The sequence below is a fragment of the Arthrobacter terricola genome, assembly GCF_004354015.1.
GTDB lineage: Bacteria > Actinomycetota > Actinomycetes > Actinomycetales > Micrococcaceae > Arthrobacter > Arthrobacter terricola.
The window spans coordinates 124,690-137,941 of the sequence record NZ_SMRU01000003.1 but is presented as its reverse complement, the minus strand read 5'-3'; the positions used below and the strand labels follow the sequence as shown (position 1 = coordinate 137,941).

Below are 13,252 nucleotides of genomic sequence, written 5' to 3'. Positions count from 1 at the left end.
GAAGGGGAATTGCCATGAGCACCCCGCACGTGCCGCCGCAGCCGAACGATGACCCCGACGCCGGCCAACCGGCGTCGGGCGCTGGTCCCCACCAGCACAGCCCAGCCCAACCCTACGGCCCGCCAACCCAGTTCCCGCCGTCCGGACAATATTCCGCTCCCGGCCAATACCAACCGGGACAATACGGCGGGCCAGGTCAGTACCCTCCAACTCAATACGGATCCGGACAGTACCCGCCAGTCCAGTACGGGCAATACCCGGGCCCGTACGGCCCTCCGCCGCCGCGGCCCAAGAACCGCAGGCTTCTCTGGATCATCCTCGGCGTCGCAGGCGCCTTCCTCATCTTGGTCATAGTGGGGGCAGTCGTGCTGTTCAACGTGGTGGGAAGCGCCACGAACAAAGCGCGGGCCGCCTCCGATGATTTCACGCGCCTGATCGTGAACGGCCAGAGCGGGCAAGCATACGACCAATACATGCACCCGGACCTGGCCCAAAACCTGACGAAAGACGAATTCGAGAGCGGTGTTGCGGGCCTGGGCCTCGACAGCACGTGCAAGCCGCACTATGACTCCGTGAACGTCAGTACGGTAAACGGGACCAACACCGCAGAGGTCGTGGGCACGTTGCAATGCCAAAGTAAGACCATCGATCTGCAATACAACTTTGAAGGCAACGACCCCAAGATGGATGCGATCCGCCTCCGGCCCGAAGGCTGACGCAAAAAAGTTTCCCCAGTCCACCCATCCACTTGGCCGGGTGTTCCGAACCGCTGGTTGAGAGCCCCACCCGGGACTCGACCAAAGGCCGGAGACTCCGGCCATACCGGAAGGTTTGGACCATGCGCACTTCACCCAACCGCCTGATCGCCACCATCTTTGGAGCCGTCTTCCTGCTCGTGGGTGTCCTTGGATTCTTTGTCACCTCGGGGATCGGATTCTTCGCCACCGACGGTGCCAACCTGATCATCTTTGCGGTCAACCCCTTGCACAACATCATTCACCTGGCGGTCGGCGCGGCATTGCTCTACGCCGGACTGAACAACGCAACCCTCTCCAAGGCCGTCAATTCAACCGTCGGCGCCGTCTACCTCCTGGTAGGTATCCTCGGGCTGTTCCTCGTTGGTTCCGCACTGAATATCATTGCCCTTAACGGAGCAGACAATGTCCTGCACCTCGCGAGCGCTGTTGTACTGCTGGGCGTGGGACTCTCTCAGGACAAGGTCCCGGCCGGCCACGCCAGGGCCCACGCCTAGGACCATCCGGGAAAACGCGGTTCAGGAACCGCAGAGCAACGGATCCGGAAGGAGCCGACCGTGACAGCACAAACAGCGCGAACAGTACCAACACCGTCGTCCGTAGGGCCGACTGCCGGGGCATCCGTCACCTTGTTTTCATGCTTCGCGGGAATGGGTGCCGGGCTCGTGGAGCTTTCCATCGCTTCAAGCTACATTCTGCCCCGCGGACCCCTCATGTTGCCGGGTTTCGTTGTGGCGGTGTGGGGGTTGGCGTTGCTCTCGGTCTCGGTGGCAAGCTTGCAGCGCGGCCGGCTCAGGTTCCGTCGGTTGACCGCCAGAGCGCTGGCAGTGGCAGTGGTGTTCCACGTTGCCGCCCTCACTGTTGGTATTTCCCAACAAGTGCTCGACGGCGGCCACCTGGCCGCTCTTTTCCTGGTCCTCATGACGTTGGGGTCGTCCGCCTGGATTGCCCGGAGGTACCCCGACGGCGAGGAAACCAGCGCCCGGCCGGGCGCCAGAATGGCGGTTCCCCCGCACCCCGGGTTGCTGGTAGCGGCGGCTTTCGCGGCCGCCGTCGTGGTCGCTGCGATTACGACGCCGGGGCTCGCGGCTTCCGTCGCCGGCCAGCACGCCGTCCCGCACCAGGAGCATTCCTTGCCCACGGGGCACCATCACTGAAACTGCCCATCCATACAAAGGACAGCGTCCGTCCCGTCGCGTTGAAGAGCGGCGGGACGGACGCTGTTATTGGCGGGACCAACAGGGACCCTAGTGGTTCACTGCCTTCTCGGCTCCGATACCGGTCAGCGAACGAACCTCCATTTCCGCTTGCTTGGCCGCGTCCTCACGCCGCTTGTCCAACACGGTGCCAAGCCAACCGAGCAGGAACGCGAGCGGAATGGACACGATCCCGGGATTGCTCAGCGGGAAAACTGCGAAGTTCGCGCCCGGGATCATGGACGTCTTCGCACCGGAAACCACTGGCGAAAGGGCGATCAGGACGATTGCGGCGGCCAGCCCTCCGTACATGCTCCAGACGGCTCCCTGGGTGGTGAACTTCTTCCAGAACAGGGAGTAGATGATGGTCGGCAGGTTGGCTGACGCCGCTACTGCGAAGGCGAGGGCGACGAGGAAGGCGACATTCTGGCCGTTGGCGAAGATGCCGCCGAGGATGGCCAGGATACCGATGACCACAACTGTCCGCCGGGCCACTTTGACTTCGGACGCGGGGTCGGCCTTGCCCTTGGAGATGACGTTCGCATAGATGTCGTGCGCGAAGGACGCTGCCGCCGTGATGGTCAGGCCCGCGACAACGGCAAGGATGGTTGCGAACGCGACGGCGGAGATGAAGCCCAGGAGCAACGGCCCGCCCAGGTGGAACGCGAGGAGCGGAGCGGCGGAGTTGACTCCGCCGGGGGCGGACTTGATGGTGTCGGCCCCGACCAGCGCAGCGGCACCATACCCGAGGACCAGCGTGAACAAGTAGAACAAGCCGATCAACCAGATGGACCAGACCACGGACTTGCGGGCTTCCTTGGCGGTGGGCACGGTGTAGAAACGCATCAAGACGTGCGGCAGGGCGGCCGTACCGAGGACAAGGGCCAGGCCGAGGGACAGGAAGTCAAGCTTCGAGGTCCCGGTTTTACCGTACTGCAGGCCCGGGTTCAGGACATTGGGGTTCTTTGCGGCGTCCGCGGCGGAACCGAGGAGGTTCGAGAGGTTGAAGCCGTAGATGGAGAGGACCCACAAGGTCATGACGGCCGCACCGCAGATGAGCAGGACTGCCTTGATGATCTGGACCCAGGTGGTCCCCTTCATTCCGCCGATCAGCACGTACATGATCATGAGGGCGCCGACGACGACAATGACCAGTGCTTGGCCGCCCCAATCGCTGATGCCGAGGAGCAAGGAGATCAAGCTTCCTGCGCCGGCCATTTGAGCCAGCAGGTAGAAGAAACAAACGGCGAGGGTGGAAAGGGCTGCGGCAATGCGGACGGGGCGTTGCCGGAGCCGGAAGGACAGCACGTCCGCCATGGTGAACTTCCCTGTGTTCCGCAACAGTTCCGCCACGAGGAGCAGCGCCACGAGCCACGCGACGAGGAAGCCGATGGAGTACAGGAACCCGTCGTAGCCATTGACGGCGATCGCTCCCGTGATCCCGAGGAAGGAAGCCGCCGAGAGGTAGTCGCCGGCGATGGCTGTTCCGTTTTGGGAGCCGGTGAAGGAGCGGCCCGCCGCGTAGTAGTCTGCGGCGGTTTTGTTGTTTCGGCTGGCCCGGAACACGATGACCATGGTGACCAGGACGAACAACGCGAAAATGCCCATGTTCAGCATCGTGGTGTCCTTGAGTGCGGAGACTTCGACCGTGGGGACCATCGTTTTCATTGTGCGAGTCCCTTCACGGCGTCCTTGTCGAATTCATGGCCTTCGATGCCGTGCCGGATCTCTTCGGCAACGGGGTCGAGCTTGCGGTTGGAGTAGCTGACGTACCAAGCAGTGATCCCGAATGTCGTCACGAATTGCAGCAGGCCAAGGACCAGGCCGATGTTGATGTTTCCCCACAGCTTGGTGGACATGAAGCCCACCGCGTAGTCGGCCAGGAGGACATAGGCGAAGTACCACAGCAGGAACGCGATGGCCATGGGGAAGACGAAACTGCGGTGACGCCTGCGGAGCTCGTGGAACTGCGGGCTTTGCTGGACTTCCTGGAAATCGACGGACGCCGTGTCCGGTGTTGGGGCTTCGTTACCCATGGTTTCCTCCTGGTGGTGAACGTCCACATCAGCCGCACGCTCCGGCCCAGTGTGACTGACATCACTATCGACCGGGCCGGCCGGGCACTTCCAGACCTCCTGCACCGGGCGTCGCCCAACGGACATGTTGTTGCGCCGAACGGCACACTCCGAAAGGCACCGCTCCGCTGCGGCTGCCGGACACGGATTCGCTACTCTTGCTCCATGCCGGATTCCCCGCTCGTCACCGCGGCCGCCATTGCGGTCATCGTCCTCGCCGTGGCCGTCGTCGTCGGGGTGGGACTCAAGGTAATCCGCTCCTTCCGGGAGTTGGGCACCGATGCCGAGCGGGCCACCTACCAGACCCTCCACGCGGCGTCGCGCGCTGGACAGCATTTGCGGACCGGGCTGCACGCGGCGGGAGCCGCGAAGGCGAGCAAGCAACTGCGCTCCATGCTCCGATGCGACGCCCTGGCAATCACCGACGCCGAATCGGTACTGGCATGGGACGGCGCCGCCGAGGAACTGAAGCCTTCGCTCATGGACCTCGCCGCGGGGGTCCTCAACGACGGGCGGACAGCGGTGGTTTCCGCATCCCGCGAACTCAGTGCCGTCGTCGCGCCGATCCGGGCCGGCAACCGGGTGGTGGGCGCCGTTGCGGCCTTCGCTCCCCAAGCCGGAGCCGGGCTGGTCCGCGCGACCAGCGAGCTCGCGGACTGGGTGGCGGTTCAGGTGGAACTCGCCGAACTCGATGCTTCGCGAACCCTCCTCATCGAAGCCGAGGTCAGGGCGCTGCGGGCGCAGATCAGTCCGCATTTCATCTACAACTCCCTCAACGCGATCGCTTCCTTCATCAATACCGATCCCGAGAGGGCCCGTGAGCTGGTGGTGGAGTTTGCCGACTTCACGCGGTACTCGTTCCGACGCCATGGCGATTTCACCACCTTGGCCGAGGAACTTCGCAGCATTGACCGCTACCTGCTCCTGGAGAAGGCCCGTTTCGGCGAGCGGCTGCAGCTTAGCCTAAGAATCGCGCCCGAAGTGCTGAGCACCGTGATTCCCTTCCTCAGCTTGCAGCCTCTCGTGGAAAACGCCGTGCGCCACGGGCTGGAAGCGAAGGAGGGCCCCGGCCACATCACCATTTGCGCCAACGACTCGGGCGCCTTCGCGGAGGTCACCATCGAGGACGACGGCGTGGGCATCGATCCGGAGCACTTGCGGGCCGTCCTGGCCGGGTATTCGGACGCTGAGCATGTGGGCTTGCGGAACGTCGATGCCAGGCTCCGGCAGGTCTATGGCGACGACCACGGCCTGGTCATCGAAACAGCACGGGGCGAAGGCATGCTGATCACGATGCGCGTACCCAAGTCCCAACCGCGCCATGACGCCTGAAGCTAATCTATAAGCATGATCAACGTACTCGTCGCCGACGACGAGCTCCCCGCCGTTGAAGAGCTCGCCTTCCTGCTGAGGCGTGACGAGCGAATCGGCACGATCCACCGCGCCGTCTCGGGAGCCGAAGCGCTCAGGACCATCGACGCCGAATCCGTGGATGCGGTTTTCCTCGACATCCACATGCCCGCCGTCTCCGGCTTGGACATCGCCCGCGCCATTTCGCACAGTACCCGGCCACCCGCCGTCGTCTTCGTCACCGCCGACGAAGACTGCGCGCTGGAAGCGTTCGAACTGGCCGCCGTCGACTACCTGCTCAAGCCCGTGCGCACCGAGCGCCTGACGCGGTCCGTCAGCCGCATCTGCGAACTCATGAAGGACAGAAGCAAGGTTCCGGAGATGATCACGGTGGACCAGGGCGGAACCACACGGATGATCCGCAGGGACGACGTCAGTTACGTCCAGGCCCAAGGAGACTACGCCCGGCTCCACACCGCGGAAGCCAGCTACTTGATCCGGGTCCCGCTCAGCGACCTCGAACAGCAGTGGGCGGACGCCGGGTTCATCAGGATCCACCGCTCCTACCTGATGTCCCTCAACCACGTCGGGCACATGAAACTCGCCGCGGCCCGGCCAAGCGTTACGGTTGCCGGGGCCGAACTGCCCATCAGCCGCAGGCACCTGCCCTCCGTGCGAGACAAGCTCCAGGCCACCCGGATCCGGCCGCAGGGATGACCCGCGTCCGGGTCACCGCACCCCAATCCGCCGCCAGGCCAGCGCCGAAGCGACCCTACACTTCGCGTGAAGCCGCCGAAGAATCGGATGTCGGCCAGGTGTTTGTCCGGTCACTGATCCGTTCGCAGCTTCGTCTCGCTGTTGTGGTGGCATCGGGATTCCTGCTGGTGATCGCCGCTTATGGCCTGATGGTGGCGCTTGTCCCCGACTTGGCGCAAATGCGGATTCTTGGTGTCCCGGTCAACTGGATCATCCTCGGCGCTGCGCTGTACCCGGTGATCGGTCTCAGCGCGTGGCTGTACAACCGCGCCGCGGCGCGAAACGAAGCCCGCTACCGCGACCTCGTGGAGGACAGGTGAATCCGGCGGTCGGCCTCACCGCCTTCCTGGGCGTGGTACTTGCGACGGCGGCCATCGGCTTCTACGGACTTCGCATTTCCCGTACTACGAGCGACTTTTATGTAGCGTCCCGCACTGTGCGGCCCTGGTGGAATGCCTCGGCGATCGGCGGCGAATACCTTTCCGCCGCAAGCTTCCTGGGCGTTGCCGGGCTCATCCTGCTCACCGGAACGGACGCGCTGTGGTTCCCGGTGGGCTACACCGCCGGGTACCTGATGCTCCTGCTGTTCGTGGCCGCTCCGCTGCGCCGCTCCGGCGCCTATACGATCCCGGACTTCACCGAGGCCAGGCTCGAGTCCAAAGCCGTCCGCCGCGTCACGAGCCTCGTGGTGGTAGCTGTCGGTTGGCTCTATATCGTTCCGCAACTCCACGGCGCCGGGCTCGCCATCCGCATCAGCACGGGCCTGCCGTCCTGGGTTGGCTCCACGGCCGTCGTCGTGGTGGTGTGCCTGACCGTGGTGGCCGGCGGAATGCGCTCCATCACCTTCGTCCAGGCGTTCCAATACTGGCTCAAGCTCACGGCCCTGGCGGTTCCGGTGGTGTTCCTGCTCCTGCATCAAGCGGACGCCGGAACGCTTTCCCTGGCGGAGGCCGCCAGCAATCCGACCAGCCTTCCGCCGGCCGGACTGTACCAAACCGTCTCGCTCCTGGTGGCGCTCCTCTTCGGCACGCTCGGACTCCCCCACGTCCTGGTTCGGTTCTACACCAACCCGGACGGCCAGTCGGCACGGCGAACTACGCTGATCGTCCTGGGACTGCTGTCCGTTTTCTACCTCTTCCCGACGGCGACCGGCTTGCTTGGGCGCGTCTTCGCCCCGGAGCTGGCACGCAACGGCCAGCCCGATGCGCTGGTGCTCCTGCTCCCCGGGAAGCTGCTCGGCGGGATCCCCGGTGACCTGCTCTCCGCGCTGGTGGTGGCGGGAGCGTTCGCCGCGTTCCTCTCTACGACGTCCGGCTTGGTGGTGTCGCTTGCAGGCGTCATCAGCCAGGACCTCTTGGGTGGGAGTGTCCGCGGGTTCCGCGCAGCCGCCCTCGTGGCCGCCGTCGTACCCTTGGCGTTCGCATTCACGACGGATTCGACGGCGCTGGCCGGCAGCGTGGGATTGGTCTTCGCGTTCACCGCGTCCACGATCTGCCCGGTCCTGCTCCTGGGCATCTGGTGGCGCGGACTGAGCGACGCCGGGGCCATCGCAGGGATGGTGACCGGCGCCGTCCTGTGCGGCGGTGCACTGGGCGCGGGCACGATCATGGGTTCAGACCTCGCCCCCGCATGGCTTGCCCAGCCCGCGGCCTGGACCGTGCCAGCGGCGTTCGGCGTCATGGTGTTGGTCTCGCGGGCGACGAAACACCGGGTTCCAAGGAGCGTCACCCGCCTCATGACCAGGCTGCACGTGCCTGAACGGCCCGTGGCCACCGAGCGCCAGGTGCGCTGACTTAGTCCGTCAGTCGATGGCCGCCATGAGCTCGACAACGCGGTCCAGGAAGGCGTCAACTTGGGCCTCTTCGTAGCTGTCGTGCCCCTTGGCTTCAGAGAAGGCCGCGCGGCGGACGTTGTCGACGCTTAGCGGTTTGTCGTTTTCCAAGTAGCCGATCAGCGACGCGCACAAGGCATCCACCTCGGCGATGTTGTACCCGCGGGTGCGCTTCTTTTCCGGGCGGCGGAACCGTTCGCCGTCGGGCCGGTGCAGCCTGCCCCTCAAGACACCCGAAAGCTTGCCGATCTTCAGCAGCCAGGCGTCTTCGCCTTCCGCCGCAATGAGGTCGTCCCGTTCCCTGCGGGCGAAGGCGTCCTCAAGGCGGTCAAGGGCAGCATCGACTACCGAGGCGTCGTAGCCTCCCTTGACCGGATCGAAGGACACTGCACGAACATCCTGGCTGCCGATCTTTTCCGAGGCCTCGGCCTTGTTCTCGAACGACACCCTGGCCCGCTGGAAGAACTGGTCCACTTGCTTTGCGTTGTAGCCGTACTTGCTGCGCTCCACGCGCTGGAACGCTGCGGGGATTTGACGACGAATGTCCACTGACGGTGTTTTCCTTCTGGATGTTGTCAGGCGCCGCTCAGCAGCGCGAAAAGAATGAATGCTGTGGGAGCTGCGAACACGATCGAGTCGAGCCGGTCCATGACGCCGCCGTGGCCAGGCAGGATGCTGCTCATGTCCTTGACTCCTAGTTCGCGTTTGACCATGGATTCCGCGAGGTCGCCGGCAGTCGCGGCAGCAACCATGCCGACCGCGAGCACCACGCCGACCCACCACGGCTTGTCCAGGACGAACAAGCTGGCGAGGATACCGATGACCATGGCGCCAGCGACGGAACCGCCAAAGCCCTCCCAGGACTTCTTGGGACTGATCTTGGGGGCCATGGGATGCTTGCCGAACAGGGCACCGACGAGGTACCCGAAGGTGTCGTTGGACACCACCAGCAACAGCATCACGGCAATCTGCCACGCGCCGCCCGGGACCTGCCCGTCCGGCCAAAGGCCCGCCGTCGTCGCCCCTCCGCTGGCATGCAGCGGCACGATGGCGAAACTGATCAGGAAAGGCACCCAGGCGAGGGTGAAGATTCCCGCGAAGACGCTGCGCGGCGCGCCTGCGGCGCTTTCGAGCGAACGCCAGAGCAGGACGGCCGTGCTGCTGAGCACCATGGCGAAAAGCATGCTTTCCAGGCCACCGAAATAGGCCGCGAACGGTATGGCGACTGTTCCCGTCAACACGGGGATGATCGGCATCCGGGTTCCCTGGCTGTCGAGGGCACGGAAGAGCTCCCACACCCCAATCACGGCGAACGCAGTGGTCAGGACGACGAACCCCAAGGGCAGGAAGAGCAGCCCGCCGAGGATGGCGAAGAGCATGGCAAGCCCGACGCCGATGGCAGCCGGAAGATTACGGCCCGCCTTGGGCGTCGGGTTGCCTCGTCGTGGGCGCCTTGCGCGTGTGGGAGCCCCGTGCGCGGGCGCCGGCTCAGGCTCGCTCATTAGACTTCGAGCAGCTCGGCTTCCTTGCGCTTGAGGAGCTCATCGATGCCGTCGACGTGGGCCTTGGTGATCGCGTCCAGTTCCTTCTCGCCGCGGGCGCCTTCGTCTTCGCCTGCTTCGCCGTCCTTGACGAGCTTGTCCAGGGCGTCCTTGGCCTTGCGCCGGATGCTGCGGATGCTGACCTTCGCGTCCTCACCCTTGCCCTTGACGATCTTGACGTATTCCTTGCGGCGTTCCTGGGTCAGCTCCGGGATGGTGATCCGGATGACGTTGCCGTCGTTGGACGGGTTCGCGCCCACTTCGGAGTCGCTCAGGGCCTTCTCGATATCGCGCAACGCCGTCTTGTCATACGGGGTGATCAAGATGGTCTTGGCATCGGGAATCGCGAAGGACGCCAGCTGCTGCAGCGGTGTGGGAGTGCCGTAGTACTCCACCATGACCTTGTTGTAGAGCCCGGGGTTGGCACGGCCGGTACGGATCGAGGCGAAATCCTCCTTGGCTACCTCGATCGCCTTGTCCATCTTTTCCCCGGCTTCGAGCAAGGTTTCTTCGATCACGGTTTCTCCTCAGAAATAGTCGCGACCCGATCCGCGGGCCGCGATGCACAATAGAATTCCGCCCTCTCGAGCGGAAGAGTCCTAGAAATATCCTAGTCCTTGCCCGGGTGTCACTCCCCGCTACGGAGTGACCAGGGTGCCGAGCTTTTCGCCGAGGATGGCACGGGTGACATTCCCTTCGCCCTCCATGCCGAAGACCACCATGGACAAGTCGTTGTCCTTGCACATGGTCATGGCCGTCTGGTCCATTACCCTGATGTCCCGGCGCAAGGCGTCATCGTAGCTGAGCGTTTCGAGCTTCTGGGCCTCGGGGTCCTTCTTGGGGTCGGCGGTGTAAACGCCGTCCACGCCGCTCTTCGCCATGAGGACGACGTCGGCGTGCACTTCGAGCGCGCGCTGGGCGGCGACCGTGTCGGTCGAGAAGTACGGGAGGCCGGCGCCGGCGCCGAAAATGACGACGCGGCCCTTTTCCATGTGCCGGATGGCCCGACGTGGAATGTAGGCCTCGGCCACCTGGCCCATTGTGATTGCGCTCTGGACGCGGGTTTCGACGCCTGCCTGCTCCAGGAAGTCCTGCAGGGCCAGGCAGTTCATCACGGTGCCAAGCATCCCCATGTAGTCGGCGCGCGAGCGGTCCATGCCGCTCTGTGACAGTTCGGCGCCGCGGAAGAAGTTTCCACCGCCGACGACGATCGCAACCTCGACTTCGGAAACGGCTGCTGCGATCTGCTTGGAGATGGCGCGGACGGTTTCCGGATCGACACCGAGCTTACCGCCGCCAATGACCTCGCCGGACAGCTTCAGCAGAACGCGGCGGCGGGTCTTCCCGGGCTGGATTGCAGTGTTCTCGGTTTCCATGGTGCCTTCCCGTTGGTTCACTCTGGCTAGATTATCTTGCTGGGGGCCAGGGCATAAAGCCGCTGACCCGGACGCCCGGCGATGCGGGCGATCCATTGCATGAAAAAGGGGCGGCCACCGAAGTGACCACCCCTTTTTTATGACTGACTAGTTTCCGACGCGGAAGCGGGCCACTGCAGTTGCCTTGACGCCGGCCTCTTCGAGGACCTGGGCAACGGTCTTCTTGGAGTCCTTAGCGAAGGCCTGGTCCAGGAGGACCTCGCCCTTGTAGAAGCCGGTCACGCGGCCTTCCACGATCTTCGGGAGGGCAGCTTCGGGCTTGCCTTCAGCCTTGGCGGTTTCCTCGGCGATGCGGCGCTCGGACTCGACCAGTTCGGCCGGAACGTCTTCGCGGGTCAGGTAGTTCGGAGCCATGGCAGCAACGTGGACAGCGACGTCGTGGGCTGCGCTTGCGGCGGCTTCGCCTTCGCCCTCCACAGCGAACAGGACGCCGACCTGGGCCGGGAGGTCCTTGGAGGTCTTGTGCAGGTAGGCGTCAACCGTGCCGCCTTCGATGCGGGCGATGCGGCGAACCACAACCTTCTCACCGAGGACAGCGCCTTCTTCGATGACGTACTCGGAAACCGGCTTGCCGTCGACGTCAGTGGCCAGCAGGGTCTCAAGGTCGGCAGCGCCGGACTCGACGGCGGTTGCCAGGACCTTGTCGGCCAGCTGGATGAAGCGGTCGGCCTTGGCAACGAAGTCGGTCTCGCAGTTGACTTCGATCATGACGCCGACGTTACCGGTGACCTTGGCGGCAACCAGGCCTTCGGCGGTGGAGCGGCCTTCACGCTTCGTAGCGCCCTTGAGGCCCTTGATGCGGATGATCTCGATGGCCTTCTCGGCGTCGCCGTTGGCTTCGTCAAGAGCCTTCTTGACGTCCATCATGCCGGCGCCGGTGCGCTCGCGCAGGGCCTTGATGTCAGCAGCAGTGTAGTTCGCCATGTGAACCCCTCTGTCTAGAAATTTATGTGTTTACGGACTGACAGGACGGTAGCCCACCTCGTGGGCCACCATCCTGTCAGTAACTCCCGGCACCACTATCCGGCGCCGGGAAGGTCCGGATTTACTTGTCGGCTTCGCCGGCGGGAGCTTCGGTAGCCGGGGCTTCAGCGGCTTCAGCAGCCGCAGCTTCGGCCTTGCTGCCCTCGAGGAGCTCGCGCTCCCACTCGGCCAGCGGCTCTTCCGGAGCTTCCGTGGTACCCGTTGCGCGCTGGTTGCGGGCGATGAGGCCCTCGGCAACGGCGTCGGCAACAACGCGGGTCAGCAGGTTGACGGAGCGGATGGCGTCGTCGTTGCCCGGGATCGGGAAATCGACTTCGTCGGGGTCGCAGTTGGTGTCCAGGATGGCAACAACCGGGATGTTGAGCTTCTTGGCTTCGTCAACAGCAAGGTGTTCCTTCTTGGTGTCGACAACCCACAGGACGGAAGGAGCCTTGGTCAGGTTGCGGATACCACCGAGGTTGGTCTCCAGCTTGGTGAGCTCGCGCTTGAGGAGCAGGAGTTCCTTCTTGGTGTAGCCGGAGCCGGCGACGTCCTCGAAGTTGATCTCTTCGAGTTCCTTCATGCGCTGGATACGCTTGGCAACGGTCTGGAAGTTGGTGAGCATACCGCCCAACCAACGCTGGTTGACGTACGGCTGGCCAACGCGGGTAGCCTGCTCAGCAATTGCTTCCTGGGCCTGCTTCTTGGTGCCGACGAACAGGACGGTGCCGCCGTGGGCGACAGTAGCCTTGACGAACTCGAAAGCGCGGTCGATGTAGGACAGCGACTGCTGAAGGTCGATGATGTAGATGCCGTTGCGCTCCGTGAAGATGAACCGCTTCATCTTCGGGTTCCAACGACGGGTCTGGTGTCCAAAGTGGACGCCGCTGTCAAGCAGCTGGCGCATGGTTACGACGGGCATGCCGACGCTCCTTCCGGCAGGTCATTCATGAGAGAGCCACACGGGCCGCTCTTACCCTGCCAATAGTTGACGGTTAGTTAGCCTGACCCGATCGGGCCCGGCTCCTGGCATCCATTGCGCCCCTCATCCGGCGATGGCTCACCGGACCGCAAGAGGCACAATCCTCCTCAGCATCGAATCCATGGGGATTCACCGTTGGAGGGTTGGATACGCGTAGTCAGCCTGACACCCTCGCGCAACTGAATGAGACGCGCTCCTGAACAAGCTTGAGGGCACAGCAGACTGCTCCACCAAGTGTACTACAGCGCACCCAGCCCCATGACCGCGAAAACCGCGGCAGCAGCCACGGTTTCCTCTCTCCATTTTCAGGATATCCCCGCCCCCGGCCCTTGCCGCAAGGCCCCCGTCCTGCCGCAGAATTGGTTGC

The 13,252-nt window shown here is 64.1% G+C and carries 15 protein-coding genes; 7 read left to right on the top strand and 8 right to left on the bottom strand.

The annotated features are described in order from the left end of the window. The first annotated feature begins 14 nt into the window (after positions 1-14). From E1809_RS27290 to E1809_RS03590, 3 genes are all read left to right on the top strand, one after another. Positions 15-716: a hypothetical protein gene (locus E1809_RS27290; protein ID WP_235835415.1), complete on the top strand. Its 702-nt coding sequence runs from the start codon at positions 15-17 to the stop codon at positions 714-716. Between the two features lie 122 nt (positions 717-838). Continuing rightward, the gene (locus tag E1809_RS03595; RefSeq protein WP_133202860.1) at positions 839-1,252 is read left to right on the top strand and encodes a DUF4383 domain-containing protein; all 414 of its coding nucleotides are present in this window, start codon (positions 839-841) and stop codon (positions 1,250-1,252) included. A 60-nt stretch (positions 1,253-1,312) separates the two neighbouring features. Beyond that, on the top strand, positions 1,313-1,912 hold the full coding sequence (locus E1809_RS03590; RefSeq protein ID WP_133202859.1) for a hypothetical protein: 600 nt from the start codon (positions 1,313-1,315) through the stop codon (positions 1,910-1,912). A 90-nt stretch (positions 1,913-2,002) separates the two neighbouring features. On the opposite strand, the gene E1809_RS03585 is transcribed toward E1809_RS03590, so the two are convergent. Both E1809_RS03585 and E1809_RS03580 read right to left on the bottom strand, forming a co-directional pair. Next, positions 2,003-3,619, bottom strand: a complete 1,617-nt coding sequence (locus tag E1809_RS03585; RefSeq protein WP_133202858.1) for a solute symporter family protein — start codon at positions 3,617-3,619, stop codon at positions 2,003-2,005. Beyond that, complete coding sequence (locus E1809_RS03580) at positions 3,616-3,987, bottom strand: DUF485 domain-containing protein (RefSeq protein WP_133202857.1); 372 nt, start codon at positions 3,985-3,987, stop codon at positions 3,616-3,618. Before E1809_RS03580 ends, E1809_RS03585 begins: the two co-directional genes overlap by 4 nt. A gap of 204 nt (positions 3,988-4,191) precedes the next feature. On the opposite strand from E1809_RS03580, the gene E1809_RS03575 reads away from it, so the two are divergent. Genes E1809_RS03575 through E1809_RS03560 form a run of 4 tightly spaced genes read left to right on the top strand, consistent with a single transcriptional unit; the run spans position 4,192 to position 7,924 of the window. After that, a complete protein-coding gene (locus tag E1809_RS03575; protein WP_133202856.1) occupies positions 4,192-5,358 on the top strand; it encodes a sensor histidine kinase in 1,167 nt (388 codons plus the stop codon). Positions 5,359-5,373: 15 nt separating this feature from the next. Beyond that, positions 5,374-6,093 carry a LytR/AlgR family response regulator transcription factor gene (locus E1809_RS03570; protein ID WP_133202855.1) on the top strand — a complete coding sequence of 240 codons (720 nt, stop codon included), beginning with the start codon at positions 5,374-5,376 and terminating at the stop codon, positions 6,091-6,093. Further along, positions 6,090-6,452 (top strand): DUF485 domain-containing protein, encoded by a 363-nt coding sequence (locus E1809_RS03565; protein WP_133202854.1) that lies wholly within the window; start codon positions 6,090-6,092, stop codon positions 6,450-6,452. Before E1809_RS03570 ends, E1809_RS03565 begins: the two co-directional genes overlap by 4 nt. After that, positions 6,449-7,924, top strand: coding sequence for a sodium/solute symporter (locus E1809_RS03560; RefSeq protein WP_133202853.1), 1,476 nt, complete (start codon positions 6,449-6,451; stop codon positions 7,922-7,924). Before E1809_RS03565 ends, E1809_RS03560 begins: the two co-directional genes overlap by 4 nt. 9 nt (positions 7,925-7,933) lie before the next feature. On the opposite strand, the gene E1809_RS03555 is transcribed toward E1809_RS03560, so the two are convergent. The 6 genes from E1809_RS03555 to rpsB form a co-directional block, all read right to left on the bottom strand. After that, the gene (locus E1809_RS03555) at positions 7,934-8,512 is read right to left on the bottom strand and encodes a DivIVA domain-containing protein (protein WP_133202852.1); all 579 of its coding nucleotides are present in this window, start codon (positions 8,510-8,512) and stop codon (positions 7,934-7,936) included. Between the two features lie 26 nt (positions 8,513-8,538). Next, positions 8,539-9,465 carry a phosphatidate cytidylyltransferase gene (locus tag E1809_RS03550; RefSeq protein ID WP_133202851.1) on the bottom strand — a complete coding sequence of 309 codons (927 nt, stop codon included), beginning with the start codon at positions 9,463-9,465 and terminating at the stop codon, positions 8,539-8,541. Next, positions 9,465-10,022, bottom strand: coding sequence for a ribosome recycling factor (gene frr / locus E1809_RS03545; RefSeq protein WP_133202850.1), 558 nt, complete (start codon positions 10,020-10,022; stop codon positions 9,465-9,467). The genes E1809_RS03550 and frr overlap by 1 nt, the downstream gene beginning before the upstream one ends. A gap of 120 nt (positions 10,023-10,142) precedes the next feature. After that, a complete protein-coding gene (gene pyrH, locus E1809_RS03540; protein WP_133202849.1) occupies positions 10,143-10,880 on the bottom strand; it encodes a UMP kinase in 738 nt (245 codons plus the stop codon). A gap of 147 nt (positions 10,881-11,027) precedes the next feature. Beyond that, positions 11,028-11,864 carry a translation elongation factor Ts gene (tsf, locus tag E1809_RS03535; protein ID WP_133202848.1) on the bottom strand — a complete coding sequence of 279 codons (837 nt, stop codon included), beginning with the start codon at positions 11,862-11,864 and terminating at the stop codon, positions 11,028-11,030. Positions 11,865-11,985: 121 nt separating this feature from the next. After that, positions 11,986-12,825: a 30S ribosomal protein S2 gene (gene rpsB, locus E1809_RS03530; RefSeq protein ID WP_133202847.1), complete on the bottom strand. Its 840-nt coding sequence runs from the start codon at positions 12,823-12,825 to the stop codon at positions 11,986-11,988. Between the last annotated feature and the right edge of the window lie 427 nt (positions 12,826-13,252).